Here is a 25,578-nt window from a genome sequence, read left to right on the forward strand (position 1 = left end):
CAAAGTCCGTGCATCGAAGTCGTTTGATGTGGCTGAAATTACTGTTCTGTAAAGTATACTGCCTGATTTAATTGGGAGTATCGAGGAACTGTGCAGCCAGCTCGGAACCCATGCTGTTGAATTCCTCAAATGTGCTTGGCTTGGCAATAAAAAGGTTTACGCCTGCTTCATAGGCCTTTTCAATCAATGAAACATTGGAGGAAGTCGAGATCATTACAACCGGAACCGCAGAAAGGCTGGGGTCGGACCGGATGGCTGCAATGGTTTCCAGCCCGTTCATTTTAGGCATGTTCATATCCATTAATATGAGTGAGGCCGGCGACTGCGATTTTTGCTGAATAAGGCTTAACAGTTCGATCCCGTTTTCAGCTTCAAAAATCTCGATCTGCTGACCCGCGGATTCCAGTGCTTCTCTTATAAAAAACCGGTCATCTTCATCATCGTCTGCAAGATATACAATATTGGTTTTTTTCATTTGCTGTTGCTCAATCACAACTTGGTTTTATTGGTATAGGTTACCTACCATTGTACCGCTACATGCCGGAGCGTAATGGCAGTTGGCAATAAAGGTAATAGAAAATCTAAAAGGCGATATGATAAATGTCTGTGAAAATATCCGGAACGGATTGCAGGTGTAGTCGGAATGGAATAAATCAACGGCGTAAAAGCGTACAAATGCGATAGGAGTGTAGAGCAGGAACCGCTATGCTGATCCATACCGGAAAACGCATGGTGTTATATTACCTGTCCGGAAGAGCAGTGAAGTTTGCAGCATGAATTGTATTAACGCCGGATCATGTAGACAAACAATGAATGTACTACACGATCCGGCCGTTAAATAATAAAACAGGAAAATCAGTTGGAATCGGTATTTATATAAGACAGCCTTAAATCTTCTACCTCGTGCTGTAATAACCAATTGCGGAAATCAGACACATTATGGGGCAGATAATGCACAATATGGCCATTTGTTAGCATGATTGTAAATACTTCGAAAGCCTGGATAAATTTTTTCAGTTGGTCTACACAGAATTCGAATCCCGGGAAGTAATAGTTAGTTGCCATTTCTGAGTCTGTTATTTTTGGGCTAATTGCTAGAATGTATTCGAGTGTAACAAAAATACACTACGAACATGCAAGAAACATGCCGGAAAATAAATTGTATAAAATAAATTGTATTATTTTGATTCGTTAAAGAAATGTTTCATACCCCTGAAAAGGTATTAAGTATCAATTTTGTAGAAACAATTCTATTATTTTGTAAAAGTACAATCTGAGGCTAAATATTAAAATGACAACTGCCTATTTTTTAAAATAAATTTCACCAATGCCTTGCTTACGCTTCAAAGAGGTGAAAATTCAACCTTTTACAACTTCCAGACCTTTTTCCCTGAATGCTGCATTGATCTGGTTGTCGAGGTCTTTATCAGTAATGAGTTTATGGATCATAGCCAGGCTTCCAAAACGGATATAGCTGTCTTTTCCGATTTTGGACGAATCACAGAGTAGAAATATTTCATTGGCGTTCCTGACAAAAGCAGACGTGATTGTTGCTTCCAGTTCACTGTGTGCTGTCAGTCCTTTTTCTGCCGAAAGGCCGTCTACGCCAATGAATGCCTTCTGCGCATGGTACTGATCGATGTGCTGAACGGCTCTTTCACCATGTACAGCCTGGCGCTGTTTGTCAAATTCGCCGCCGATCAGGTTTATACTGATGCCCGGAGCATCAAACAATTCGGCCAGAACGGGCAATGAATTGGTAATTACCTTTAACCGGTTCCTGTTTTTGAGGTGCCGGCACATCTTAAACACCGTACTGCCGCAATCGAGAAAGATGATGTCACCATCCTGAACGAATGCCGCGGCCAATTTCCCGATCGCTTCCTTGTTGTTTTCATTTGATCCGGACTTGCCCGTAAAGCTGGTCAGCACCGGATCGTCAACTTTCATTGCGCCGCCATGTGTCCGGATCAGCAAGCCTTCATCCGAAATGTCACCCAGATCGCGGCGGATTGTGGCCGGTGACATGGACAGCTTTTCGGAAAGTTGAAATACGGATAAGCTGCCCGCTTCATTTACCGCTGATACAATTTTCTTTTTTCGTTCTTGAAAACTCATAACATTTTTCTAAATTTGATCAAAAATAATCAAATATGATCAATAATGATGATCAGATGATTGTTTTTTACAGCTGTACGGCAATAAATCTGTGGCCAAATAGATCGTTTCAATCCATTTTAACAATTTAAACAACCAACAACATGCAAGGTTTGATGATACTGGTAGCCGGGCCATACCGCTCCGGCACAAATGATGATCCGGAATTAATGCAAAAAAACCTGTCCCGGCTGGAATCCGTTACGCTGGATCTTTTCCGTGCCGGCCATCTTCCGGTAATCGGGGAGTGGCTCGCATTGCCGCTGCTGCATCTTGCGGGTTCCAAGCGACCGGGCGATGCGCCTTATAATGAAATTCTGTATCCGGTGGCCGAACGGCTTCTTCAGAAGTGTGATGCCGTTTTTCGGATGAATGGTGAATCCAAAGGTGCTGACGAGGATGTGCGCATCGCAAAGGAACGGGGGCTGCCTATATTTTTCAATCTTTCCGAAGTTCCCGGATGTGCCTGAGCTGTTGCTCTTTCGGATAAAATCTTTTCTTTTTGCATTGCCTGGAATTCCGGCCGTACTTTAATATCAGGAAGGAACAGGATAATATTGTACGTTAGCAATCTGTAAAATGAAAAGAAATGACACTCAGCGGAGAACAAAAGAATTTGCTTGAATTTGTGAAGGAATGTCACGGTGAACAAAAGCGCAAGTATTCGATGGCGCCGTACTGGACGCATGTTTATTCAGTGGCAGACATTGCGTCGTTCTATGTAAAAGATGCCGGCGTTGTCGAAATTGCGCTTTGCCATGACCTTTTTGAAGATACATTTTGTAACGAGAAGGTGTTAACAGCCCGATTGAGAGAAATAGGGTATGGCCCTTCCATGACGGAAACGATTATCCTCGGGGTTACTGAATTAACCGATGTTTACGTCAAGGAAAAGTATCCGGAACTCAACAGAAAAGAAAGAAAGCACAAAGAGGCCATACGGCTCGGACAGATCGGTAAACTGGCGCAATCAGTTAAATATGCGGATCTGACGGATAATGCAACGTCCATAGTAGCCGGAGATCCCGGTTTTGCAAGGATTTACCTACGGGAAAAGATCGACATACTGAATCAGATGCGCCAGGGAAACATCAACCTGCTGATTGATTGCTGCTACACGCTGAAGTCCTGTCTGAAACAACTGGATATGGAACTTAAAGGTGTCCGGAAACAGTCGTAATATAGGTTTAAATTTGGTTAAGAGATCAATTAGTATTAAACTCGTCCTATTAATTGCCAGATTACAGCATAATGAGCTGCATTTTTGGGATAATCCAAAATTTTAATATCAACTTTCTACTTAGTTTGAAAATCCTCCGTTTTGGTATTCCGCTGATGATTGCCTTGCATGCATGCTTTTCTGATGTACTAATTGAATTCAAGTCCAATTCCTTAAACTCTTAATCCAATAATGAAACGTAGAGATGCCATTAAAGATTTATCGCTTTTGCCGCTGGCCGGAAGCGTAATTCTTCCCAAAAAATCTGTCCCGGAAACAAGAAGTGCTGAAATTGCTGCAAGCAAGGAAATTTATCAGGCCATCGGCGTTGAACCGATTATCAACTGCAGAGGAACTTTTACCATCATCGGCGGCTCTATCGAAAGGCCGGAAGTACGTGCGGCCATGGATGCGGCAGCTCAGGTTTTTGTACAATATGATGAACTTGCATTGGGTGCCGGAAAACGTCTTGCCGAACTGACAGGAGCGGAGTGGGGGCTTGTTTCTGCCGGTTGTGCCGCTGGCATGAAGCACGTTACCGTTGCTTGCGTAACAGGCGGAAACCCGGAAAAGCTGATCCGTATACCGGATCTCTCCGGATTTGAAAAAACAGAAGTGATCGTTCCGGATTATTCACGCAACGTTTATGATCATGCCCTTCGGAATGTAGGTGTAAAGTTGATTACGGTAAGTTCCATTGAAGAACTCAGTAATGCCATCAGTTCACGTACGGCTATGATTTATCTGATGGCCGGCGAACCTTCCATGAGTGGCCCGATGTCCCTGGAAGTAATTTCCAAAATTGCAAAGCAAAAGAAAATTCCTGTCATGGTGGATGCAGCGGCGGAAGATCTTACGATTCCCAACGTGCATTTGAAAATGGGTGCCGACGTAGTGGTATACAGCGGTGGAAAAGCATTATGCGGGCCTCAATGCGCCGGACTTGTGCTCGGAAGAAAGGATTTGCTGATGTCGGCATGGCAGGCAAGCGCCCCGCATCATGGCCCGGGCCGTGACAACAAGGTCGGAAGAGAAGAAACGATGGGAATGGTTGCCGCTGTAGAAGCGTGGACAAAAAGGGATCATGCCGGTGAATGGAAAAGATGGCTTTCATGGCTGGATGTAATTTCCAAAAAGGTATCCGGAATTGAGTCTGTAAAAACAACGGTTGTCGAACCCAAGCAGCTTTCCAATCGTACACCTCAGCTTCGCATCAGCTGGGATGCATCCAAACTGAATATCACGGGTGAAGAAATTGCGGAACTTTTCGGTCGTACAAAACCCCGCATTGCACTGGGCGGAGGCAGCCGTGAAGGGGAAACTTTTGTTTCCATTACAACCGGACAAATGCAGCCGGGCGATGAAAAAGTAGTTTCGGACCGTTTATTTGAGGTTCTCTCGCAAAAACGCGCACCGGTAAAATCGGAAATGGCAGCAGCGGGTGTTTCGCTGAAAGGCCATTGGGATGCCGATATTGAATTTTTTTCAAGTACAAGCAAACACAAACTGATTATTGAACAGGACGGCAATTGGCTGGAAGGTTCGCATGAAGGTGAATTCAGCGTTCGGGATCTGCAGGGAACAGTGGAAGGCAATGAATTCAAGATCAAAAGTACGGACCGTCAGCTGGGCGATTCCATTACTTTTATGTTTTCCGGAACTGTTAAAGATGACGTCATGACCGGTTCCATTTATATGGGAGAATATATGACAGCCAAGTTTACAGCCAAGAAATACAAATTCAAGTCGAAAAGGGAAAAGATCATGATCCCTTCCGGACCGCCGCTAGCAACCTAGTTTAATCATGATAAAAGAGCAGAAATTCTGCTCTTTTATCATACAACGGTCATACGCAATTCAAGCAGATACAGCAGTTAACGGAATCTGCTGTATCACATTCTTTTCATGATCACCCAGTGCTGTTACAAAGTCCCGTGCTTCTTTGGCAAGCAGTTCTTTTAAATGTTTGCTTCCGAGTGAATCATAATACCATATCCAGACCATTTCCTCCGAAACAATTGTGAAGTGAAGAATTTCCATATTCCAAATAGTTGAGTTTCTTCAAATATATGGAACAAATCCATTATTATGGAATATATCCATGCTAATTTTGCAGTATAAATCTTTTATACTTCGTGTACATGTTCCAATGTAGCTTTCAATGAAACAGCCTCGTGAGATGCATCGTACAAGCATTTTCCGTTTTTCACAACCAGAATCTGCGGGGATTCATGCTCAACATTGAAGTTACTGGCTATGGCCATGGATTCTTTTCTATTTTTAATCACATCAACAATATACAGCGGTATTTCCACATCGGGTACGGTACTCACATCTGTTTTCAGTTGCCGGTATGCCATCAGGCTGGTCATGCAACGCGGGCTATGTTTATATATAATTGCATAATTATCTGATTTATAGATATTCTGCACTTCTTCTTCATTATTGATTGTAATCCAGTTCATAATAATTTCAATAAAAGCTTAACAAAAATTTTGGCAATAATCATGATAACAATCCTTTTACCGGTTTTCATTCCATTGCGGTGACTAAAACAATTTCAAACCTGCATTAGCCGGAAATTTAAACGGTTAAAAATAAATTATGCCAAAGCATCCCAAGCTTCTTTCAGGCCGGCAATCATTTCTTTTCAGCGGGGACAATAATAAAATTCAGCAGTTCCGCATGTCTGATGACGGAAATGTTGGTAACTGAAAGAATGTGACGGTCAGTAAGTGCTTTAAATAGTTCATTGGAATTGCTGACAGGTTTGTTGTTGAACGAAATAATGATATCGCCTTCCAGCAACTGCGACCGGGAAGCGGGAGAATCCGGTTCTATGCGGGTAACGAAAATTCCATTGCGGTTCGGTAATTTGTAATGCTGCCGGACTTTCTCGTTCATAAGTACATCCTGCAACTGAAGACCAAGATATGCTTTGAAAACCTTTCCGTCCTGAATCAGCTGGCGGGCAATTTCTTTGGCTGTGTTGATACTGACCGAAAAGCTGAGTCCCTGAGCGCCCTGAATGACAGCTGTATTTACACCAATGACTTCCCCATCCGTATTAATCATGGGACCGCCGGAATTTCCCGGGTTCAACGCTGTATCCGACTGAATGACGTTATCGACCATTCTTCCCGACTGCGTCTGAAGGGTTCTGCCCAGGGCGCTTACAACGCCGGTCGTTACGGTGTGCTGATAGCCATACGGATTTCCGATTGCAATCACAAACTGTCCGATCTGCAGCTGACTGGCATCTCCCAATCTGGCCACAGAGTAGCCTCCGGCGTAAATTTTAAGTATGGCAAGGTCAGTATCCGGGTCTTTTCCGATTAGTGTTGCCTCGATTTCATTTTCGTTCAACAGACTCACCATGATTTTATCAGCTCCTTCCACAACGTGACTGTTTGTGAAAATCAGCCCGTCTGAGGAAAATATAAAGCCCGAACCTGAACCGGCAGGACGAAATTTTCCATTTGCCGATTTGTATATATCTATTTTTACAACGGCATTTTTGATCTGATCAACTGCGCCGATAATCATGCTTGAAAATGTATCCATAACTGTGATATTGATTACAATTTTCGTGATCAAAAATACATCCAGTCCGGATTTTCACGTCAATCTGGCGTGTTACAGATGCTATTGCGCCAAAAGGGCACATTTAAATTTACCAATGCTTTACATTACTCTCATTTGCAGCTGCTTTCAATACCCGATTAGTCAAGCAATATGTTTTCTGCAAACTGGTGCCACTTTTTGGTAAGGTACAAATCAGCGCATTTCAGATCTTCAGGCTCAACTTTTTCAACAAACTCTGAATTTCCTGAACTAAATTTCAGGTAGGCATTAATTTGGTTCGGCTCCCAGAAGTAGGAATAAACAATTATAAAATCAAGCTCATTTCCTTCCCTGAAACCAGCAATCCCACGGATTGTACTTAACATAGGAATCATTTCAAGATAATTTTTAGTAAACCATATAATACCAAAATGCCAGGTTTCATTTTCCCGGTCATATTCCGAAAAGCTGTAAGACTGCCCGGCTTTCAGCCAGTGATCAATAATTTCCCGGTTACTTGAATGTTTATACGTGTTAAGATGATTTTCAGTTAGTTCAGGTTTACCATACATTGTTTTGGAATGGAACCATTCATTCCAGCCTGATTGTGACTTGGCAACAGCCGGTTCAGCACGTAAGAATTGCTCGTAACTTTCCGGCTTGATGGTAATTTTTGCATAGAATGAACTCGGCTCTGACATATCGTGAATATTTGTTTACAAAACCGCCCGCTATCGTTGTAAGCTGACGTTGATAAGTATATTAAACCGCAAGCAGGTATTTTATTCAAACCTGTAATCTTTATCTTTGGACCATGTTGAAAATAGTACCGCAAAATCTGGCAGAAATCATGATCCACAATGCCCTCGAAGTTCAGAATGACCTTGGGAAAGATCATGCTCCCGTTGTTAAACTTCACTCCAAATACGGAAAGGCAATCTGGCTTTTATCAGAACTGGATCCCGCCAACAACATTGCATTTGGTCTTTGTGATCTGGGTCAGGGCAAACCTGAGCTGAGTTATGTTTCATTGTCTGATCTGGAAAGTATTAAACATGCAAAACTGAAAGTCCCTATGGTCGAGGCAGATCTTTCCTTTGAGGGCAAATATCAGATGAGTGTTTATCTCGAAGCTGCCAAGTTCCATAAAAGGATCACCGAAGATGAAGCATTGCTAAAAAATGCCGAATCCAGACTAAAGTCCAGTCAATAAGTTGTCTTTCATGTAGTTGAATTTCATCCGTCGCTTCATTTCAGGTTGAACTTTTTTAATTCTCCGGCAGGAGTCAGCAAATAGTAATGATTAGCCGGCTTTGTTTCCGCATGCAGGAAATATTTGACGGCCATGCTGCACGAAAACTGAATAACAGGTTCCAGTACCAGCGGGTTTATGATCAGATCATAACGGTCATAATCAAGCTGGCTGTAATAGCTGGAAGTTGTTTTGACAATTTCGTTATAAGCGGGTGCAGAAGCTTTTTTTCTCTCAAAACTCCGGGAAGGCCGGGAAAAAGCCTGATATGTAAAATACCGGGTTTGCGGGTAAATGGTGTTCAGGTTTTCCGATACGGTTTTCTTGAGTGTGTCCATCTTTAAGCCGGTTATTTCAAAAGATCGTGATCGGATCGTAATTTCGCGCAGGCATTGTCGCCGCAGACTGTCGATCAGATTTCGTGTTTGTTGAACGGAGCAATCTACTTTGACTAGATCGTAAATTTCTGCACTTGCCGCAGCCGTTATCAGTTCGTCCAAAGCAGCGGAATGCCTGTAATGAATACTGATATTTTTCTGCAGTTCAAATCCTGCCGGAATTTCATTGTACGTTTTGCTGAAAAGCTTGTTTTCAGCTTCCACTTCATATTTCGGAACGAACGAAATCATGTCTACATGAAAATCCCTTGCGTCGCCTCCGGCTTCCAGAAATTTCTGCCTGAACTTTTTAATTCGCTCATGAAGCAGCTGATCTGCAGTTTCGGCTGTCTCCGAAGTTTGTACAATATGGAAGGTCGCCACAAAATTTTCCGGTACTACATTGAAAAGTCCGTTAACTGTTATGACAATTTCCTCCTCATTCAGCACCAATGGCCTGTCAAGCGGGTTAGTCGCAGCATACGTCAGTATCTGCTGGCTATTGTACTGATTATTGGCCCGTGAACGCGATCCGGCATTGTAATCGTTGTTGCCCGAAACCTGTGCGTGTGATTTGATCATGCAAAAGTATAGCGCCAGCGTAATGGCCGAAAGCAGTTTCTTCATTCCGTGTTCATTGTCATAAAGGCTGAATCCTAACATTTGTTTTTGTCACGTGACAATCGGATTATCCGTTGCCGGAGTAATTATCCAGCGGTTCATCACTTACTTCTTCCAATTTCAGCTCCGTAATGATTTCAAATGCTTCCAGTAACAGTTCTTCCAGCACGTGTGTGGCAGGACTTTCTTTGAACATAGGATGTAGATGGTTCTGCAGCAGATCTTCAAAGTCATCCTGATGATAAAACACAGAACCAAACCGACCTTCCGTATCAAAATACAGGTAATTGGCGGATTCCAGATTATCATTAGTACGGTACAAACCGAAGCAGATGTAGTGCTTGTTCAAATATGATTTCATCGCCGGACTTAATTCTTCATCCAGTTCGTATCGGTCATTTCCCCAGCTTAGCCTGATCATATCTATAATACCCAGACTTTCCGTTCGGGTCCACTTGTCGGGATCATCAAGCCTTTCCATTAAATAACTGACAGAATAGATATCCATGCAGTTGTTCTCGTTCAAGTCACGGTTTTTAATGGTTCCGAATCCGGTATAAAGCTTTTTAAGCGCCTCTGGCAACTTTATACCGATCCTGTCTTCAAGCAAAAGAATTTCTTTTTCAGTGCTTTTTTCCTCAATATCTAGCACACAAATACTGGAATAAGGTTCGCCTGCATCGATAGAAACCTGATTATAGGCATGGACGGCTTTTGCAATTTTTTCGAACATATACTCAACCGAGTGATTGTAAATGATACAAGCAGAACTGAAATCAGCTATTTTCTCCTTATTTGAAAATGTCGATAACCGTTCTGCAAGCATACGGTTCTTTCTGCATTCGTTCAACATCCAACTATTCTCCGGCTTCTGTCCGTGAGCAAAAGGTAAATTTGGAATATTTTCTTCCTGCTTTCTTTCTTGTCCTAGTTCAATGCTTCGGGCATGGCAGCGGCTGTACATTTGTATCAGTTCAAGCAAACAACTTAACTTTTAAGATCATGGAAAGCACAATCAACGGAATACATCACATCACAGCCATTGCCGGCGATGCCAAAAGAAACTTCGATTTCTATACCCGTATATTAGGATTAAGGATGGTGAAAAAAACGGTCAATTTTGACGACCCGAACACGTATCACTTTTACTATGGCGACAAAGAAGGCACGCCCGGAACAATCCTGACCTTTTTTCCATGGGGAAACCAGATTCCTGCGGGCAGGAGAGGAACCCGGCAGGTGACAGAAATCGGGTATTCCGTTCCTGAAGGAAGTCTTGACTTCTGGCTGAAAAGATTCGATGACAATCATGTAACATATAATAAAGTCTCAGAAAAGTTCGGTGAACAGTACCTTACTTTCCTGGATCCGGACGGACTGAAATTTGAACTGACAGTTTCGAAAACAGCCGATAAACGTACGCCATATGAAACGAAAGAAGTAACGGCTGAAAACGCAACACGCGGATTTCACCACATTACGATCACCAGCAACAAAATAGAAGAAACGGCCAAAATCCTGACGGACATTTTCGGGTACCGTCTGGTGGAACAGCATGTAAACCGCTTCCGGTTTGTTACGGATGCCGTTGAAACTGCCGCCATTGTAGACTTGGTGGAAGCACCGGGAGAAAGAGCCGGACACGTTGCGGGCGGTTCCGTTCACCACGTTGCATTCCGCGTTGCCAATGATGATATTCTGATGCAGTTCCGTAAAAAAGTAGTGGAAGCCGGACATCAGATTACAGATAAAATTGACAGGAATTATTTTTATTCGCTGTATTTCCGGGAACCCGGCGGTGTGTTGTTCGAAATTGCCAGCGACAATCCCGGATTTGCAACGGATGAAACGGTCGAAGAACTGGGTTCCGGCCTGATGCTTCCGCCACAGTATGAGCCACGCCGGTCACAGATAGAAAAAGTACTTCCCAGACTGGTTTAAGGGAATCAAAATTAACGGAATCCGGAAGTCGGAAATGTACAGTTTCTGACTTCCGGTTCATTGAACATATTAAATCAAGACTTTATGTACACGCATCATAAAAATACAGTAACCGCAGGAAAACCCGTGAGTGAAGCAAAAAAAGCCATTGTCATGCTGCATGGCCGGGGCGCTTCTGCGGAGGATATTATTTCTCTGAAAAGACATCTGGATCTGGAAAACATGGCCATTTTTGCGCCGAATGCTTCCAGTCACAGCTGGTATCCGTATAGTTTCATGGCGCCGGTTTCACAAAATCAGCCCGCGCTGGATTCGGCACTTGCCGTCATCGGTGAAGTTGTGGCAGAAATTGAAGCTTCGGGCATTGAATCCGAAAATATTTACTTTGCCGGTTTTTCACAAGGCGCATGTCTTACACTGGAATATACCGCAAGAAACGCCAGACGTTATGGCGGCATTATTGCACTTACCGGCGGCTTGGTGGGACAGCAGCTTGCAGAAGAAAATTACACAGGCGATTTCGCAGGAACACCGGTTTTTATTTCAACGGGTGATCCCGATCCGCACGTTCCGGTTTCAAGAGTCAAGGAAAGTATTGCAACGCTGGAAAGGCTGAATGCATTTGTAACTTACGCCATTTATCCCGGCCGTCCGCATACCATTTCGGCAGAAGAAATAGAATTCGTCAACAAGCAGATTTTAAAGGTATGAAAAACAGTATTCTGCATCGATCCGCCTCGCGCTTTTCGGCGGATCACGGCTGGCTTAAAAGTGCCCAGACTTTCAGTTTTCACGGGAATTATGATCCGGACAGAATCCAGTTCGGTGCATTGCGCGTGCTGAACGACGATACGGTTAACGGCGGAAAAGGTTTTGGCCGTCATCCGCATGACAACATGGAAATCATTTCCATTCCGCTGGAAGGAACGCTTGAACATCAGGACAGTATGGGAAATGTTGCCGTGATCCGGCCGGGAGAAATCCAGGCCATGAGTGCGGGAACGGGGATTTACCATACGGAATTCAACAAAAATGAAAATGAACCTGTAACTTTTCTGCAGATATGGCTTTATCCGGACAAACTGAATGTAGTCCCGAGATACGATCAGCAAAGTTACAGCCATGGCGACAGGCATAACCGATTTCTTCAGATCCTTTCGCCGGAGCCGGACGATGAAGGCGTCTGGATCAATCAGAATGCATGGTTTCACCTGGGGGATTTTGATGAAGGAACCGCTGCAGAATACGATCTCAAAGTGGCCGGAAACGGTTTGTATATATTTGTGATCAGCGGCGAGGCGGAAGTAAATGGCCAGATGCTGAACACACGCGATGGTTACGGAATATGGCCGGAATCGCGGGTTTCCTTCCGTGCAGTTACAGACACTAGCCTGCTGATCATGGAAGTGCCCGAAAAATGGTGATGTCTTTCGGGAAAAAGCTTTTACAATATTTATCAAACCGAAACTTTCAATCATGAAAGAAATCAATATTCTGGTCCTGGCAAATCATGCGGAGATTCTTGAAACGATACTCCGGCTGATCGGTAACAATGCTAGCTGGAAGGGCATTGGGGCAGGTTCCGCTGAACAGGCTTTTTCAGCCATGGAAAAAAACAAGTTTGATTTAGTACTTTTGGGCGTAGGCGTGGATGAGGAAACCGGAAGGCAGATCATGGAATATTGCCGCAAGGCTGACCCGAAAATGAGATGCATCCGGCATTATGGCGGCGGAAGCGGATTGCTGTATTCCGAAATCCAACACGCATTACAAACTTGATAATTGTTTAAAACGGAGCTTATGTTTGAAAAAATCAATGAGTATGCATTAAGATGTATGCGGTTTGAGTCTCAGGATCTTTCTTATTTCAATTCATTGCTTCAGTTTAAAACAATTCCTAAAAAAAGCTTTTTACTTCAGGAAGGTGAAGTCTGCCAGTTTGAAGCCTATATTCTGAAAGGTTGCATCCGTACATATCATATTGATTCGTCCGGTGCGGAAGTAACATTGCAGTTTGCCGTTGAAGACTGGTGGGTGAGCGACATTACCAGTTTTCAGAACCAGACGCCCAGTCTGATGTATATAGAAACCCTGGAAGATTGTGAATTGCTCATGCTGACGCCGGAAAACAAGGAAAACCTGCTGGCGCGTGTTCCGGGTTTTGAGCGCATGTTCCGGCTTATGGTACAGCGGAACCTGGCCCAGTTGCAGGAACGGCTTTTCCGGACCATATCCACTTCCGCCGTTGAAAAGTACCTCGATTTCCTGAACCGTTATCCGGCCATTCCCCAACGTGTTGCCCAGCACTACATTGCTTCTTATCTCGGATTTTCACCCGAATTTCTCAGTAAAGTAAGAAAAAAGCTCAGCGCCAGATAATTCTCAGGAGTAGTTTCCGGCATCTTTTCATAAACACGAGCAAAAAGCTCTACAAATAAAGCCGCTTTCAGTTCCGGAAGTGGCTTTTTCCATCATGGAACAGTTGTTTGACGGTCTCCAGCATAACTAAACAAGTATTGTCATGTTAGATAAAACAGAAGTAATCGAAGTATTAAACGATTTGATCCTGATAAATAACGACCGTATTGAAGGTTATAAAAAAGCATATGATGAAACAGACGAATCGGATTATGATCTGAAAACATTGTATGGCAATCTGGCTGAACACAGCAGACAAAATGTTTCTGAATTAAACAGTGAAGTAAGTGCACTGGGCGGTGAGCCGGCAAGCGGTACAATGCTTTCAGGTAAAATATATCGTGCATGGATGGATGTCAAGGCAGCTTTCAGCAGTGACGACAGAAAAACATCGCTTGAAAATTCGGAATTCGGAGAAGACGTTGCTCAGAAAGCATATGAGACCGCACTCCGGTCAGAGGTATTGACACCTGAACTGAGAGCGCTTATTACAAAACAAAAAGCAACTTTGAAAAGCGGTCACGATACGATAAAACGACTTCGTGATTCTGAAAAAGTAGCACATTAATATTTCATCGATAAGCTAGGACGGGGTTGGCAGTTGCCAGCCCTTTTTTGTTTTACTGGTTCTCCGATACAAGCAGGTATGCGGATGTATGCAGAAGTGGCACAACATTTTAATGGTTAGCCAAAGATTTAATAACAGTTTAATACTCAAACAATACTCATGAAATTTAACTACAGACATCTAAAAACCATCCTGAAAAGTGCCGTTCTGTTATCTGCGTTCAGCTTTGCCATCGTAAGCTGTGACGATGACGATGACTTTTGGGACGCTTTCATTCCCGAGACAGATAAAGAGCCAACAACTACGCAAGTAGAAGGGTATGTATTCCGGCCTGCCCTGGTTCCAGCGGACGTAGCTAATGTTAATCAGCTTAAAGTCACATCCGGCTTTAAAGTTGCCAAATTTGCAGAAGGACTTGGTAAACCAAGGATTCTGGCTGTAAGCAGCACCGGACTTGTGTACGCCTCAGACCGGGATGCCGGAATTGTAATGCTGCTGACAGACACCAACAAAGACGGCGTTGCGGATGACAAAAAAACAGTAGCAAACATCAAACAGGCTCACGGACTGACTATTTACAAAAACAAAATGTACATAGCAGCAGTAAATGAAGTGTATGTTGCCGATATGAATGCCAACGGAACGCTCAGTCAGCCCAAGTTACTGATCGACGACCTTCCTGATGGCGGACAGCATCCGAACCGCACCATTGCATTCGGGCCGGACGGCAAAATGTACCTGACTGTTGGCAGCACGTGTAATGCTTGCCCGGAGCCAAATGGCGAAAATGCAACTATTCTGATTGCCAATGAAGATGGTTCCGGCCGCAAGGTTTTTGCAAAAGGATTACGGAACACCATTGGTTTCGGATGGCATCCGGAAACAGGCGAAATGTGGGGAATGGATCATGGCATTGACTGGCTCGGCGATGATGAGCAAAAAGAAGAGGTGAATCAACTTAAAATGGGTGCAGATTATGGCTGGCCGTACATCTATGGAGAAGGAAAATACAATCCTGCCGACAGACCACAAGGCGATACTACTTATCAGCAGTATCTTCAGAAAACAACGCTTCCTTCGCTGACCTATCAGGCACATTCAGCACCTATGCAAATGGCATTTTATAATGGAGCCATGTTTCCTGCGGAGTACAAAAACGACGCGTTCGTAGCCATGAGAGGTTCCTGGAACCGAAGTAATCCGGTAGGTTATAAAATTGTACGTATGCACTTTGAAAATGGTAAACCGGTTCGTTTCGAAGATTTCGTTACGGGATTTCTGGTTAACAACAACAAAGCACATTTTGCCCGTCTGGTCGGCGTGGCTACGCATACGGATGGTTCCCTGTTATTTTCGGATGATACCAACGGCGTCATATACCGGGTCAGCAAATAGTCTTTATAAGATATATAGGTAACGGTTAACAAAGAGAAACCGGCGTTGAATGTTCAACGCCGGTTTCTCTTTGTTATAATCTGTAACTTGTAGAACATTAAAATTGAAAGTAAGGCTGGTTACCGAATATTAACCGCAGCTGCTTCAACTTCTTTTTGATTTACTTCTTATCTCCAAGTCTTTTTACATTGCCCGTGGAAGCACTGTCGTCATGCTTGCTTCTGGTGGAATCCGGATTCAGGTTTGCCTGATTGGACGGATAACCCAGACTGTCATCCTGGTTGCCTTCACCAACGCCCATTGCTTTCGTGCTTTCTGCGCCGCTGCTGTCATTAGGCGTGGATTCTGTTTTGCTTCCCGAACCTTCACTTCCTTCATTTCCGCTGTTATCGGTAGAGCAGGAAGAGAACAGGAGCATGCTTGTAAAACCTAATATGGCAAATGTTGTTTTTAGCTGTTTCATAATTTGTGCTGTTTTCTAATTCAATTCGTGATAAATGCTTATCAATGTCATATGCAGGAAAAAATAATACCAGTAGGGCTATTTTTGAGGCTGGCCTGTTCATATCAGGTTTTTCCCCGGTTATCCCAATGGTCTTTGATGATTTTTCCTTCCTTGTCTTTGATCAGAACTCTTCCGAAACGCTGCCCGATGATTTTTCCCTCCGGGTTTTCATTGCCGATAAAAAGCAGGACCGGATTACCTCCATCGTCTGTTTTGAATGCAATATCATAACGGCCGAATTTCTTACTCACCATCCGGTCCGGTTCGTACTTTTTACTGAGTTCTTTCAACAATTTATCACCTATCTTCATCTCCAAAACGTTACTGTAAGATTTTCACTTTTCGACTTTCTGCTCCGGCACCTGCTGGTCGTAGGCTATTTCCTGCATGATCAGTTCCGCTACTCGGTCAATGGCCTGCAGAACGATTTCTTCGGGTTCTCCCTTGAATACTTCACGTACAGCAATGGATCTGTCTTGGATGAAAGCATGGAGAAATATGGTTCCGACCGGTTTTTCCGGTGTTTCGCTGCCGCCCGGCGTAGTCAGTCCGGTTACTCCAACATGGATTTCAGCAGGAATAAGCGGTTGGAGCCGTTCAGCGATTTCCTTGGTCACCTCTGCGCTCTCCGGCGTGAATTGGTCCAGAATTTCTTGCGGCACGTGCAGAATGCTTTTTTTCAGCTCGGCATCGTAGCACACCAGGCCACCTTTTAAAATCTTTCCGGAATCTTCGCACAATGCAAATTCAGAGGCGAGCCTTCCGGCTGTTGCACTTTCGGCAAAAGCAACTGTCAATTTTTTCTCTGCAAGAGACTTGCTGCAATCCGTTACAATCTGTGAAGGCATATGTAAAAGGTTTTTATTCTAAAAATATTGTCTGCCGGATGCTAAAAAACTTTGCCAGCTTAAATCTGCTGCTGAACGGTCAGACCAAACAGGAATAATCGTTGTCAAACACTTCCGGAAGCAGAAAGCGTCTTTATCGGGGAGCTTTTTCTACAAACCAGAACTTAGAGATTGTCTGTGCTTTTGTTTTACTGACAGATCCTTGGTATGATTTTAATTCATAATGGCAGGAAAACAAGAAAATTAAAGCACATGGAGAATAATGACCAAAGTTTAAATACCGGCAATCCGATTCATCCGGATCAGAACAGTAATACAAACCCGAATTATTTCAAACCAAGCCGAGACGGGGCAAATGAAAGCATCTGGCAATCATTTAACGCTGGCTTGGGCAGCCAGAATCCGGATCTTTCTTCCGCAAAAATATATGATGCCCTCATTATCGGCGCAGGCATCACCGGACTTACAACGGCATTGCTCCTTCAGAAGCAAGGATTAAACTGCATCGTGGTCGAAGCGCATAATGTGGGTTTTGGTACGACCGGCGGAACCACTGCGCATATCAACACTTTTGCTGATACCACTTACGACGAAACGGAAAAAGCATTCAATGCCGAATCTGCAAAGCTTTTTGCAACGGCTATCAACGAAGCTGTTGCGATCATCAATGAGCATGTGCAGGTGTATCAGATCGACTGCGACTTTGAATGGAAACCGGGCTATGTTTATGCCGAAGACAGCAAGCAGGCCAGGGAATTGGACAGTTTGTATCAGAGTGCGCTTAAAGTAGGTGTCAAAGTAAAGGAAACACAGGAAGTTCCGACTCCGCTTTCGTATCAAAAAGCGATTGTTTTCGATAACCAGGCACAATTTCATCCGCTGAAATACATAACCGGCTTGCAAAAGGAATTTGTTGCACTCGGTGGTACTGTGCTTGAAAATACGCGTGTTGAAGATGTGGAAACCCGGGAAGAAATTCACTATGCTATTACAAATGTGAAAGACATAGCGGCCAAAAACGTTGTATATGCCACGCATCTTCCGATTGGCGGAATCAATCCGCAGCATTTTCTTAATGCGCCGTACAGAAGTTATGTAATGGCCGTCAGGCTGAGAGATGAAAAATACCCGGATGCGTTGATTTACGATATGCAGGAACCGTATCATTATTTCCGGACACATGTCATTGACGGGCAGAAGTACCTGATCGTAGGCGGCCATGATCACAAATCCGGTCACAGCGATCCGGAAAAGTCATTTGAAGATCTGGAAAATTATGTCCGTACACATTATCACGTGGAATCGGTAGGTTATAAATGGTCGGCACAATATTATGTCCCTGCGGACGGACTGCCTTATATTGGCGAGCTGCCGCTGGCTGCCAAAGGAATTTACGCGGCAACGGGCTTTAATGGCAACGGAATGATCCTGGGCACGATCTCGGCCAAAGTAATCAGTGACACGATTCTGGGAAAAGAGAGTATTTATGCGGATCTTTTTGATCCGGCGCGTGTAAAACCTCTTGCCGGGTTCAATGAAATTGTAAAAGAAAATGCTGACGTAGCTTATAAGTTTATTGCCGACCGGCTCTCCATTGACGATATCAAGTCGCTGAACGAAATTGAAAACGGGAGCGGGGCCGTGGTGGAATACAAGGATAAAAAAGTAGCTATTTACAAAGACGATGCGGGTTCCGTACATGCTTTAAATCCGGTTTGTACGCATGCCAAATGCATTGTAGACTGGAACAATTCGGAAAAAAGCTGGGACTGTCCTTGTCATGGTGCAAGGTTCGACATAGACGGAAATGTACTGACGGGCCCGGCCAGAAAAAACCTTGAAAAAATCACTGTTGACTGATCATTTTCTGATTTAAATAAAATACAGATTTCACCAAATCCAACGTCGTTTATTAAAACATTGCTGTATTTCAAAAGCGTTAAGGCTAATGAAATACAGCAATGTTTTTTAGTTCATGATCAGTAACAAATAAAATGAACAATACGCCAATAAGGATACTAGACTTTCAAATTCTTTCAAAACCAACAGCTAAAGGCTAACAGCTAATAGCCAACAGCTAACAGCAACTAATCAGCCAGCCGGATCAGCAAACCTTCGTCGCCGCTCAGTGTTATGATATCGCCGACCTGCATGCCTGTACGTTCAATTTCGGTTCCCAGCAGTACAAGTCCCCGGTAAGATTCACGACGCGGCTTGAAGTAAGCCGGCCTGTGCGTAAGATTCAGGATAATCAGGAACCTGCTGTTTTCGTCTTCCCGGATGTAGGAAATAAGCTGCTGGTCAGAATAGACAGGTGTGTACTTTCCGACGTTCAAAGCCGGGTTTTCTTTTCTTAAAGTCAGCAGTTTACGATAAAACGATAGAATGGAATACGGATTGGCTTTTTGTGTAACCACATTCACACGCGCTGAATTATATGGTAAACGCAGCCAGGGTTTGTGCATGGAAAAGCCTGCATTGATCTCGCCGCTCCATTGCATGGGCGTACGCGCCGGGTCACGGCTTACGTTAAGTTCCGGCATGTTCAGGCCCTGCGGGTCTACAATCTCATTGATCGGAATGGGTACGTCCCGCATCCCGATTTCATCTCCGTAGTAAATAGTCGGTGTTCCGCGCAAGGTCAGCAACATCAATGCTGCAATTTTGGCCTGCGAGCGTCCAACACGGCTGGAAATCCGTGGTTTGTCATGATTGCCCAGTACCCAGTTCGGCCATCCGCCTGCAGGTAAAGCTCCTTCGTATTCGTCAATCGCCGTGGCAATCTGCGCGGCATCCCACGGAAGGTTCAGCAACTGGAAATTAAAAGGCAAGTGCGCACCCTTGTTGTCTGTTCCATAATAAGTTACCAGTTTGTGAATTGGCAAATAGATTTCCCCGACAAGCACACGGTTTTCATATTCGTCCGTCAGCTTTCGCATCATGCTTACAATTTCATGAACTTCCGGCTGATCTGTGGAGTAAACAGGTATATAATGGTCGTAGATCAGATCCTTTTCTTCAAATTTTGATTCAGGTGATGGCGGATTATCCCGTAACGCCAGGTCTTTGATCATGTGCCACATGACATCCACGCGAAAACCGTCCACGCCTTTGTCCAGCCAGAACCGCATGACATCCAGCATGGCTTTCTGGACTTCCGGGTTTCGCCAGTTCAGGTCGGGTTGTTCTTTCAGGAATGCGTGGTAATAGTATTGTCCTGTATTTTCGTCCCATTCCCAGGCCCGCCCGCCGAATACGCTCAGCCAGTTGTTGGGTACGGAGCCGTCTTCGCGTGCATCCTGCCATAGATACCAGTTCCGTTTCGGACTATCGCGTGACGATTTGCTTTCCAGAAACCACGGATGCTGATCGGAAGTATGATTTGGAACCAGGTCCAGCAACAATTTCATCCCTCTGTCATGCACTTGCTGCAGCAGTTCATCAAAGTCGTCCATGCTGCCGAAAAGCGGATGAATGGCACAGTAGTCTGAAATATCGTAGCCGAAATCGGCCATTGGAGAAAGGAACACGGGTGACAGCCATACGCAGTCAATTCCGAGCCATTGCAGATAATCAAGCCTGCTGATAATTCCTTTAAGATCGCCGATCCCGTCGCCGTTGGAATCCTGATAAGAACGCGGATAAATCTGATAGATTACTCCCTGCTGCCACCACAGGTATTCTGAAGGTGTCGGTATTTGTGTGGTTACCTGCTCCATAATTCGGGTTTATTATAAATCTCAAAATAAGGATAAAAATCGAGCCTGGAATTAGATTGCTTTTATGTAACTCATTATTAGCATTTTATAAACTTATCGCCGACTTTAAGTAAATCGTGTAATGCAAAATCCTGGGCATCAGCAAAGCAAAATGTAACAACTCATCCTACAATAATTTACAGAATAATCAACAAATCCAGCAAATCAGCAAACTAAAAGTTAACCCTAAATCAACGCAAAAACCAACCTCCAAACATCCCTAACAATCCATGACCACCCATGACCATCCGTAACCACCCATGACAACCCAATCATTGATTCCCACCCGCTAAGTTGCAAACCAACGTATGTACATGGCACGTTATTTTAGTAATCCGTAGCGACTGTAAAAGAGCGAAGTATTACAGATTTCTTAATTCATCCAAACACAAACCTGATTCCGCAATGCTCAAATCCGCATTAAAAACCCTGTTCTGTCTGATCATTACAATTCCATTATGCAAGGCACAGAAAACCGGTTCGGCTGATATCGTAAAAGATAACCTCTGGTTTAAAAACAGTGTCATTTACAATCTTGAAGTAGGTGTTTTCAAAGACAGTGACGGAGACGGAAGAGGAGATTTTGACGGCCTTGTTCAAAAACTGGATTATCTTAAAACACTGGGCGTAGATGCCATCTGGCTTGCACCGTTCCAGCCTTCACCGGGAGAAGACGACGGGTACGACATTGCAGATTATTACGGTATTGACAGGAAATTCGGAAATGCCGGCAACTTTACGGAATTTATGTTTCAGGCCAAAAAAAGGGGCATACGTGTGATTATGGACCTTGTCATCAATCATACTTCCGACACGCATCCGTGGTTTCAAAGTGCCAGAAAGGACAAGAACTCGAAATACCGTTCATGGTATATCTGGTCAAAAGAACTTCCCAAAGACTGGAACAAGGGAATGGTTTTCCCGGGTGTGCAAAAAGGCGTCTGGACGTTTGATTCTACGGCAAAGGAGTATTATTATCACCGTTTCTACGATTTCCAGCCCGATCTGAACTACAACAATCCGGATGTCAGAAAGGAATCGCAGCGTGTAATTGGTTACTGGATCAATCAGGGAATTGACGGCTTTCGGCTGGATGCAGTGCCATTTATCATCGAAGTCGGCAAAATCGGTAGTGACGAGCCGGAACTTGATTTCAAGTTGCTGAAAGATATGCGCACGTTTGCCCAATGGCGGAAATCGGACATTGTCATTCTCGGAGAAGCCAATGTGGAGCCGAAGGAAAGCAAGTTTTACTTTGGAGAGAATGCGGACGGAATCCATATGATGTTCAATTTCTTTTCCAATCAGCATCTTTTTTACGCATTGGCCACCGGCGACCTTAAACCATTTGCAACGGCCATCAGGGAAACACAGGATATTCCGAAAGCTTCGCAATGGGCTAATTTTCTACGTAACCATGATGAAATAGATCTGGGCAGACTGACGGATAAGCAACGCGAGCAGGTTTACAAAAGAATGGGCCCCGATACCAGTATGCAGCTTTATGACCGCGGCATACGACGCCGGCTAGCCCCGATGCTTGGTAACCGCAAGCAGCTCGAACTTGCAAACAGTCTGTTGTTTTCCCTTCCCGGCGCGCCTGTGATCCGTTACGGGGAAGAAATCGGAATGGGAGATGATCTTTCGCTCAAAGAGCGGTTTTCAGTAAGAACGCCGATGCAATGGACGAATGAAAAGAATGCCGGCTTTACATCTGCGGACACTGCGTTCAGGCCGGTGATCAATCAAGGCGAATACAGTTACGAGAAAGTCAATGTTGCCCAGCAATCGCGAGACCCGGAATCCTTGCTGAACTGGACTTCCCGTATTATCAAACTTCGGAAAGAATGTCCTGAAATCGGTCTGGGTTCCTATTCACTGGTAGAAAGCGGTTCTGAATCCGTTCTGGCGATTCGTTATGAATATGAAGGCAAGTCGCTGATTATACTGCATAATTTCAGTTCCCAGCCACAAAAAGCAGTTCTTTCTGCCGACAAGTCATCCAGATTATACGATCTGATGTCTGAAAAAGGCGATGTAAATGCCGCAAACGGAAAGTTCAGCCTTTCGATGGAAGGGTACGGATACAAATGGTTCCGGGTGGATCATGTGATTCGGTAGGGTGTGTTTGGTTATGTATTGTAATTTATGGTTAATGGTAAAGCCTTCAAAGTAATTTTATACAAACAGATAAATCTGGTAATTTAGATTTCAATGTTCATTAACTGATCATTTACATGGTTTGTAAATACATCGTATCGGAACTGGCACAGTTTTATCTGAGAAAGGAATAATTTTCCAACAACCTTAAACCAAATTCTATGGAAAAAGTACCGACGCAGGAAAACAAATCCTATTTTGAAGTTGCAGAAGGGGTTTGGGGACTTACTGATATATTTACCAATGTATATGTAATCCAGAACAAACCCGATAATACCTGGGTGCTTGTCGATGCAGGATTAAAGACGGCTTATCCCAAAATCAAGCTGATGGTTAATGAACTGTTCGGAGAAAATGCAAAGCCTTCGGCAATTATTCTTACGCATGGCCATTTTGATCATACCGGTTCTTTAAAAAAACTGGCAGAAGAATGGAGTGTGCCGGTTTATGCGCATTACCTGGAACTTCCTTATCTAACCGGAAAATCGGCTTACCCGCCACCAGATCCGACTGTAGGCGGCGGTCTGATGTCTTACATGGCCGATCTATACCCGAAAACCGGTCTGGATTTGCAGAACAGGGTAGAAGCATTTCCGGGTATTACACCGGACGTTCCCTTTTTGCCGGAATGGAAATACCTGCATACACCCGGCCACGCTCCGGGACATGTCAGTTTCTGGCGGGAAAAGGATAAGGTACTGATTGCTGGCGATGCTTTTGTAACGACGAAGCAGGAATCTGCTATCAGCGTCATGCTGCAGACAAAAGTAATTTCGGGACCGCCAAAGTACTTTACCTACGACTGGTACAAGGCAGAAGATTCGGTTCAAAGGCTTGCATCGCTTTTGCCGGATGTGGTGGCAACGGGCCATGGCAAACCAATGTCAGGAAAAGAAATGCAGGAACAACTGATGGAACTTGCATATCATTTTCAGGATGTTGCAGTTCCGAAACATGGCCGTTACGTACAGTCGCCTGCATTTGCAGACAGCAGAGGTGTTGTTGCGGTGCCTAAGCCGGAGTCGGAACCGTATAAAGTGATATTTGCACTGAGTGCTGCGGCAGCACTGACCGCTTTGGGATGGGCCGTTTATTCCAGATCAAAGTATTACAGAAGCTGAACACAGGTGTTCGTCCAGCAATAAAAAAGCGTTCATCCGAAATTTCGGATGAACGCTTTTTTATGAAGTCGCACATTCTTATTCCTTATAGGTAGTGATCATAATTTCAGAATCCGAAACAGCGGTGAGAGCATGCGAAATTCCGGCATGAAAAGTCATCATCTGACCGGGAGTTGCATAGAATGTCCTTCCTTCAGTCTCAATTTTCAATTCGCCCGAAATAACCTGAACGTTCAATCCTTCATCGATGGAATGATTGCTGACAACCGCATCCGCTTTCAGTGCGGAAAGGACCATAGTCACATTGTCGGATTTGTAAACGGTAATGGCATTACGGTCATTTTTCGACCATGATCTTTCCGTCTTCAGTTGATCCAGATACATGGGAATGTCTGTGAAAACATAAGGTGCATCCAGAATCCTGTCTCCGTCCGGGCGGTTTTCTGTGGATTGATTTGATTTGAAATCCATACGGCTGCTTATTTATTATGAGGTTTTAGTTTATTTTTTGTTGGCAGTCTGAAATAATGATTCAGCCATTTCCAGATGGTGCTTTAAAGCAGGAACTTTGGATTCCGCCCATTTTTTCAGATCCGCATCGGTTCCGGCACTCGATTCATTCTGAAAAATTCCGATGGTTTGTTCATGAGAAAGAATCATCATATTCATATAAACCATATCAAAAGTATTGTCCTTTACAGAAGCAAGGCTGTCGTATTTCTGTTGTTTTTCAGGGCCAAGGGTCGTAGGAACTTCCATATTCTTTTTCTTGGCAAGATTCATCAGTTCCTTGTTTACCTTGGTGTGATCGTTAACCATCATCTTTCCATAATCCTTAACGGCTTTGGAGCTGCCGTTTTTCATGGCAAGTTCACCCAGTTTTACTTCGAGTAGACCGCCTTCCGCTGCGGCTTTTACAAATGTTTTGTCTTCATCCTGAAAAGAAACAGCGTTTTTATCCAAAGTTGTAAAGGCAGTTAAAAGGCAGGTTCCGGCAATCAGGAAATAATAATGCAGATTTTTCATGTTGATTTGAGTTGATTTGTTTAATAACATTGGCCGATCCAGCCAAAACCATGCCATCCATAAAAACGAATGAAAAACAAGGTTACATTGGTACAATATTTATGGTTTGGAAAGTATGAAATAAAGAATACCTGATAATTAAAATACCCTAAACATCAACCCCTTATGGAGAATAGAGAAGTTTATGTTGTAGATGATTCAGCTGATCACAGGCTTTTGATCCGAACTATCTTTAATAAATTTTTGCCCAATTATCACGTACGTTTCTTTCAGGGAGGAAAAGAATTATATGAATTTCTGATTCTGCAGTCTTCACCGGAATACAAGGGCAGGAGGCCGGGCCTTATTATTCTGGACTTAAAAATGCCGGCTATTGATGGCTACGAACTTCTGAAATTGCTGCGTCAGACGCCGGACAACGATGTTACCCAATGGCGTACACTTCCGGTAATTATTCTCACCAGCAGCGGAACCGAATCCGATATAGACAAGTGCTATTCAGCCGGCGCCAATTCCTTTATTGTTAAACCGATGGAATTTGAAGAACTTCGTTTTCTGCTGGAAACGATTTGCCATTACTGGCTGGATTATAACCGTCTTCCAACGGTAAATACCGAACTGAACGTAACGTCCTAATTCATTTAAATC

The 25,578-nt window shown here is 43.9% G+C and carries 29 protein-coding genes; 15 read left to right on the top strand and 14 right to left on the bottom strand.

Annotated features, from left to right (window positions below; genetic code table 11):
• Positions 1 to 67 precede the first annotated feature (67 nt).
• Positions 68 to 475, bottom strand: coding sequence for a response regulator (locus FEM55_RS01675; protein WP_138279582.1), 408 nt, complete (start codon positions 473 to 475; stop codon positions 68 to 70).
• A gap of 884 nt (positions 476 to 1,359) precedes the next feature.
• Positions 1,360 to 2,118 (bottom strand): DeoR/GlpR family DNA-binding transcription regulator, encoded by a 759-nt coding sequence (locus FEM55_RS01680; protein WP_138279583.1) that lies wholly within the window; start codon positions 2,116 to 2,118, stop codon positions 1,360 to 1,362.
• A gap of 209 nt (positions 2,119 to 2,327) precedes the next feature.
• Here FEM55_RS01680 and FEM55_RS01685 point away from each other — a divergent pair, with 209 nt between their 5' ends.
• The 3 genes from FEM55_RS01685 to FEM55_RS01695 all read left to right on the top strand — a co-directional run bounded on the left by FEM55_RS01685 (position 2,328) and on the right by FEM55_RS01695 (position 5,173).
• Positions 2,328 to 2,627, top strand: coding sequence for a DUF4406 domain-containing protein (locus FEM55_RS01685; RefSeq protein WP_229209048.1), 300 nt, complete (start codon positions 2,328 to 2,330; stop codon positions 2,625 to 2,627).
• A 119-nt stretch (positions 2,628 to 2,746) separates the two neighbouring features.
• Positions 2,747 to 3,337, top strand: a complete 591-nt coding sequence (locus tag FEM55_RS01690; protein WP_138279584.1) for an HD domain-containing protein — start codon at positions 2,747 to 2,749, stop codon at positions 3,335 to 3,337.
• Between the two features lie 231 nt (positions 3,338 to 3,568).
• On the top strand, positions 3,569 to 5,173 hold the full coding sequence (locus tag FEM55_RS01695) for an aminotransferase class V-fold PLP-dependent enzyme (protein WP_138279585.1): 1,605 nt from the start codon (positions 3,569 to 3,571) through the stop codon (positions 5,171 to 5,173).
• A gap of 60 nt (positions 5,174 to 5,233) precedes the next feature.
• On the opposite strand, the gene FEM55_RS01700 is transcribed toward FEM55_RS01695, so the two are convergent.
• From FEM55_RS01700 to FEM55_RS01715, 4 genes are all read right to left on the bottom strand, one after another.
• Positions 5,234 to 5,416, bottom strand: coding sequence for a hypothetical protein (locus FEM55_RS01700; protein WP_138279586.1), 183 nt, complete (start codon positions 5,414 to 5,416; stop codon positions 5,234 to 5,236).
• Between the two features lie 86 nt (positions 5,417 to 5,502).
• Entirely contained in the window at positions 5,503 to 5,841 is a 339-nt protein-coding gene (gene ytxJ, locus FEM55_RS01705) for a bacillithiol system redox-active protein YtxJ (RefSeq protein ID WP_138279587.1), read from the bottom strand.
• Between the two features lie 175 nt (positions 5,842 to 6,016).
• Complete coding sequence (locus tag FEM55_RS01710) at positions 6,017 to 6,940, bottom strand: S1C family serine protease (RefSeq protein WP_138279588.1); 924 nt, start codon at positions 6,938 to 6,940, stop codon at positions 6,017 to 6,019.
• Between the two features lie 158 nt (positions 6,941 to 7,098).
• Positions 7,099 to 7,641 carry a hypothetical protein gene (locus FEM55_RS01715; protein WP_138279589.1) on the bottom strand — a complete coding sequence of 181 codons (543 nt, stop codon included), beginning with the start codon at positions 7,639 to 7,641 and terminating at the stop codon, positions 7,099 to 7,101.
• Between the two features lie 113 nt (positions 7,642 to 7,754).
• Here FEM55_RS01715 and FEM55_RS01720 point away from each other — a divergent pair, with 113 nt between their 5' ends.
• Positions 7,755 to 8,153 carry a DUF2958 domain-containing protein gene (locus FEM55_RS01720; protein ID WP_138279590.1) on the top strand — a complete coding sequence of 133 codons (399 nt, stop codon included), beginning with the start codon at positions 7,755 to 7,757 and terminating at the stop codon, positions 8,151 to 8,153.
• A 35-nt stretch (positions 8,154 to 8,188) separates the two neighbouring features.
• On the opposite strand, the gene FEM55_RS01725 is transcribed toward FEM55_RS01720, so the two are convergent.
• Together FEM55_RS01725 and FEM55_RS01730 are read right to left on the bottom strand one after the other, a co-directional pair.
• Positions 8,189 to 9,232 carry an SIMPL domain-containing protein gene (locus FEM55_RS01725; protein ID WP_138279591.1) on the bottom strand — a complete coding sequence of 348 codons (1,044 nt, stop codon included), beginning with the start codon at positions 9,230 to 9,232 and terminating at the stop codon, positions 8,189 to 8,191.
• A gap of 25 nt (positions 9,233 to 9,257) precedes the next feature.
• Positions 9,258 to 9,923 carry an SMI1/KNR4 family protein gene (locus FEM55_RS01730; protein WP_171036434.1) on the bottom strand — a complete coding sequence of 222 codons (666 nt, stop codon included), beginning with the start codon at positions 9,921 to 9,923 and terminating at the stop codon, positions 9,258 to 9,260.
• Between the two features lie 269 nt (positions 9,924 to 10,192).
• Here FEM55_RS01730 and FEM55_RS01735 point away from each other — a divergent pair, with 269 nt between their 5' ends.
• The 7 genes from FEM55_RS01735 (at position 10,193) to FEM55_RS01765 (ending at position 15,512) form a co-directional block, all read left to right on the top strand.
• Complete coding sequence (locus FEM55_RS01735; protein WP_138279593.1) at positions 10,193 to 11,131, top strand: ring-cleaving dioxygenase; 939 nt, start codon at positions 10,193 to 10,195, stop codon at positions 11,129 to 11,131.
• 84 nt (positions 11,132 to 11,215) lie between these two features.
• Positions 11,216 to 11,842 carry an alpha/beta hydrolase gene (locus tag FEM55_RS01740; RefSeq protein ID WP_138279594.1) on the top strand — a complete coding sequence of 209 codons (627 nt, stop codon included), beginning with the start codon at positions 11,216 to 11,218 and terminating at the stop codon, positions 11,840 to 11,842.
• Entirely contained in the window at positions 11,839 to 12,555 is a 717-nt protein-coding gene (locus FEM55_RS01745) for a pirin family protein (protein WP_138279595.1), read from the top strand. Before FEM55_RS01740 ends, FEM55_RS01745 begins: the two co-directional genes overlap by 4 nt.
• A gap of 52 nt (positions 12,556 to 12,607) precedes the next feature.
• Positions 12,608 to 12,910: a response regulator gene (locus FEM55_RS01750; protein ID WP_138279596.1), complete on the top strand. Its 303-nt coding sequence runs from the start codon at positions 12,608 to 12,610 to the stop codon at positions 12,908 to 12,910.
• Between the two features lie 21 nt (positions 12,911 to 12,931).
• Positions 12,932 to 13,510 (top strand): Crp/Fnr family transcriptional regulator, encoded by a 579-nt coding sequence (locus FEM55_RS01755; protein WP_138279597.1) that lies wholly within the window; start codon positions 12,932 to 12,934, stop codon positions 13,508 to 13,510.
• Between the two features lie 142 nt (positions 13,511 to 13,652).
• Entirely contained in the window at positions 13,653 to 14,117 is a 465-nt protein-coding gene (locus FEM55_RS01760) for a PA2169 family four-helix-bundle protein (protein WP_138279598.1), read from the top strand.
• Positions 14,118 to 14,276: 159 nt separating this feature from the next.
• The gene (locus tag FEM55_RS01765) at positions 14,277 to 15,512 is read left to right on the top strand and encodes a PQQ-dependent sugar dehydrogenase (RefSeq protein WP_138279599.1); all 1,236 of its coding nucleotides are present in this window, start codon (positions 14,277 to 14,279) and stop codon (positions 15,510 to 15,512) included.
• Positions 15,513 to 15,672: 160 nt separating this feature from the next.
• Here FEM55_RS01765 and FEM55_RS01770 read toward each other — a convergent pair whose 3' ends face one another.
• The 3 genes from FEM55_RS01770 to FEM55_RS01780 form a co-directional block, all read right to left on the bottom strand.
• A complete protein-coding gene (locus FEM55_RS01770) occupies positions 15,673 to 15,975 on the bottom strand; it encodes a hypothetical protein (protein ID WP_138279600.1) in 303 nt (100 codons plus the stop codon).
• A 104-nt stretch (positions 15,976 to 16,079) separates the two neighbouring features.
• A complete protein-coding gene (locus tag FEM55_RS01775) occupies positions 16,080 to 16,328 on the bottom strand; it encodes a hypothetical protein (RefSeq protein WP_138279601.1) in 249 nt (82 codons plus the stop codon).
• Between the two features lie 24 nt (positions 16,329 to 16,352).
• Entirely contained in the window at positions 16,353 to 16,865 is a 513-nt protein-coding gene (locus FEM55_RS01780) for a CinA family protein (RefSeq protein ID WP_138279602.1), read from the bottom strand.
• A 252-nt stretch (positions 16,866 to 17,117) separates the two neighbouring features.
• Between FEM55_RS01780 and FEM55_RS01785 the strand changes: the two genes are divergently transcribed.
• Entirely contained in the window at positions 17,118 to 18,725 is a 1,608-nt protein-coding gene (locus tag FEM55_RS01785; protein ID WP_138279603.1) for an FAD-dependent oxidoreductase, read from the top strand.
• Between the two features lie 227 nt (positions 18,726 to 18,952).
• Here FEM55_RS01785 and FEM55_RS01790 read toward each other — a convergent pair whose 3' ends face one another.
• The gene (locus FEM55_RS01790) at positions 18,953 to 20,584 is read right to left on the bottom strand and encodes an alpha-amylase family glycosyl hydrolase (RefSeq protein ID WP_138279604.1); all 1,632 of its coding nucleotides are present in this window, start codon (positions 20,582 to 20,584) and stop codon (positions 18,953 to 18,955) included.
• 444 nt (positions 20,585 to 21,028) lie between these two features.
• Here FEM55_RS01790 and FEM55_RS01795 point away from each other — a divergent pair, with 444 nt between their 5' ends.
• Together FEM55_RS01795 and FEM55_RS01800 are read left to right on the top strand one after the other, a co-directional pair.
• Entirely contained in the window at positions 21,029 to 22,744 is a 1,716-nt protein-coding gene (locus tag FEM55_RS01795; RefSeq protein ID WP_138279605.1) for an alpha-amylase family protein, read from the top strand.
• 200 nt (positions 22,745 to 22,944) lie between these two features.
• Positions 22,945 to 23,904 carry an MBL fold metallo-hydrolase gene (locus FEM55_RS01800; RefSeq protein ID WP_138279606.1) on the top strand — a complete coding sequence of 320 codons (960 nt, stop codon included), beginning with the start codon at positions 22,945 to 22,947 and terminating at the stop codon, positions 23,902 to 23,904.
• Between the two features lie 78 nt (positions 23,905 to 23,982).
• On the opposite strand, the gene FEM55_RS01805 is transcribed toward FEM55_RS01800, so the two are convergent.
• On the bottom strand, positions 23,983 to 24,375 hold the full coding sequence (locus FEM55_RS01805; protein ID WP_138279607.1) for a cupin domain-containing protein: 393 nt from the start codon (positions 24,373 to 24,375) through the stop codon (positions 23,983 to 23,985).
• 30 nt (positions 24,376 to 24,405) lie between these two features.
• On the bottom strand, positions 24,406 to 24,930 hold the full coding sequence (locus FEM55_RS01810; protein ID WP_171036435.1) for a DUF4142 domain-containing protein: 525 nt from the start codon (positions 24,928 to 24,930) through the stop codon (positions 24,406 to 24,408).
• Positions 24,931 to 25,095: 165 nt separating this feature from the next.
• On the opposite strand from FEM55_RS01810, the gene FEM55_RS01815 reads away from it, so the two are divergent.
• On the top strand, positions 25,096 to 25,566 hold the full coding sequence (locus FEM55_RS01815; RefSeq protein ID WP_138279609.1) for a response regulator: 471 nt from the start codon (positions 25,096 to 25,098) through the stop codon (positions 25,564 to 25,566).
• Positions 25,567 to 25,578 lie beyond the last annotated feature (12 nt).

It is taken from the genome of Dyadobacter sediminis (assembly GCF_005860765.1).
Lineage (GTDB): Bacteria > Bacteroidota > Bacteroidia > Cytophagales > Spirosomataceae > Dyadobacter > Dyadobacter sediminis.

Excerpts from the sequence above, each read along its gene's own strand:
- FEM55_RS01675 (WP_138279582.1), bottom strand. The coding sequence starts at position 475 with ATGAAAAAAACCAATATTGTATATCTTGCAGACGATGATGAAGATGAC.
- FEM55_RS01680 (WP_138279583.1), bottom strand. The coding sequence starts at position 2,118 with ATGAGTTTTCAAGAACGAAAAAAGAAAATTGTATCAGCGGTAAATGAA.
- FEM55_RS01685 (WP_229209048.1), top strand. The coding sequence starts at position 2,328 with ATGCAAAAAAACCTGTCCCGGCTGGAATCCGTTACGCTGGATCTTTTC.
- FEM55_RS01690 (WP_138279584.1), top strand. The coding sequence starts at position 2,747 with ATGACACTCAGCGGAGAACAAAAGAATTTGCTTGAATTTGTGAAGGAA.
- FEM55_RS01695 (WP_138279585.1), top strand. The coding sequence starts at position 3,569 with ATGAAACGTAGAGATGCCATTAAAGATTTATCGCTTTTGCCGCTGGCC.
- FEM55_RS01700 (WP_138279586.1), bottom strand. The coding sequence starts at position 5,416 with ATGGAAATTCTTCACTTCACAATTGTTTCGGAGGAAATGGTCTGGATA.
- ytxJ (WP_138279587.1), bottom strand. The coding sequence starts at position 5,841 with ATGAACTGGATTACAATCAATAATGAAGAAGAAGTGCAGAATATCTAT.
- FEM55_RS01710 (WP_138279588.1), bottom strand. The coding sequence starts at position 6,940 with ATGGATACATTTTCAAGCATGATTATCGGCGCAGTTGATCAGATCAAA.
- FEM55_RS01715 (WP_138279589.1), bottom strand. The coding sequence starts at position 7,641 with ATGTCAGAGCCGAGTTCATTCTATGCAAAAATTACCATCAAGCCGGAA.
- FEM55_RS01720 (WP_138279590.1), top strand. The coding sequence starts at position 7,755 with ATGTTGAAAATAGTACCGCAAAATCTGGCAGAAATCATGATCCACAAT.
- FEM55_RS01725 (WP_138279591.1), bottom strand. The coding sequence starts at position 9,232 with ATGTTAGGATTCAGCCTTTATGACAATGAACACGGAATGAAGAAACTG.
- FEM55_RS01730 (WP_171036434.1), bottom strand. The coding sequence starts at position 9,923 with ATGTTCGAAAAAATTGCAAAAGCCGTCCATGCCTATAATCAGGTTTCT.
- FEM55_RS01735 (WP_138279593.1), top strand. The coding sequence starts at position 10,193 with ATGGAAAGCACAATCAACGGAATACATCACATCACAGCCATTGCCGGC.
- FEM55_RS01740 (WP_138279594.1), top strand. The coding sequence starts at position 11,216 with ATGTACACGCATCATAAAAATACAGTAACCGCAGGAAAACCCGTGAGT.
- FEM55_RS01745 (WP_138279595.1), top strand. The coding sequence starts at position 11,839 with ATGAAAAACAGTATTCTGCATCGATCCGCCTCGCGCTTTTCGGCGGAT.
- FEM55_RS01750 (WP_138279596.1), top strand. The coding sequence starts at position 12,608 with ATGAAAGAAATCAATATTCTGGTCCTGGCAAATCATGCGGAGATTCTT.
- FEM55_RS01755 (WP_138279597.1), top strand. The coding sequence starts at position 12,932 with ATGTTTGAAAAAATCAATGAGTATGCATTAAGATGTATGCGGTTTGAG.
- FEM55_RS01760 (WP_138279598.1), top strand. The coding sequence starts at position 13,653 with ATGTTAGATAAAACAGAAGTAATCGAAGTATTAAACGATTTGATCCTG.
- FEM55_RS01765 (WP_138279599.1), top strand. The coding sequence starts at position 14,277 with ATGAAATTTAACTACAGACATCTAAAAACCATCCTGAAAAGTGCCGTT.
- FEM55_RS01770 (WP_138279600.1), bottom strand. The coding sequence starts at position 15,975 with ATGAAACAGCTAAAAACAACATTTGCCATATTAGGTTTTACAAGCATG.
- FEM55_RS01775 (WP_138279601.1), bottom strand. The coding sequence starts at position 16,328 with ATGAAGATAGGTGATAAATTGTTGAAAGAACTCAGTAAAAAGTACGAA.
- FEM55_RS01780 (WP_138279602.1), bottom strand. The coding sequence starts at position 16,865 with ATGCCTTCACAGATTGTAACGGATTGCAGCAAGTCTCTTGCAGAGAAA.
- FEM55_RS01785 (WP_138279603.1), top strand. The coding sequence starts at position 17,118 with ATGGAGAATAATGACCAAAGTTTAAATACCGGCAATCCGATTCATCCG.
- FEM55_RS01790 (WP_138279604.1), bottom strand. The coding sequence starts at position 20,584 with ATGGAGCAGGTAACCACACAAATACCGACACCTTCAGAATACCTGTGG.
- FEM55_RS01795 (WP_138279605.1), top strand. The coding sequence starts at position 21,029 with ATGCTCAAATCCGCATTAAAAACCCTGTTCTGTCTGATCATTACAATT.
- FEM55_RS01800 (WP_138279606.1), top strand. The coding sequence starts at position 22,945 with ATGGAAAAAGTACCGACGCAGGAAAACAAATCCTATTTTGAAGTTGCA.
- FEM55_RS01805 (WP_138279607.1), bottom strand. The coding sequence starts at position 24,375 with ATGGATTTCAAATCAAATCAATCCACAGAAAACCGCCCGGACGGAGAC.
- FEM55_RS01810 (WP_171036435.1), bottom strand. The coding sequence starts at position 24,930 with ATGAAAAATCTGCATTATTATTTCCTGATTGCCGGAACCTGCCTTTTA.
- FEM55_RS01815 (WP_138279609.1), top strand. The coding sequence starts at position 25,096 with ATGGAGAATAGAGAAGTTTATGTTGTAGATGATTCAGCTGATCACAGG.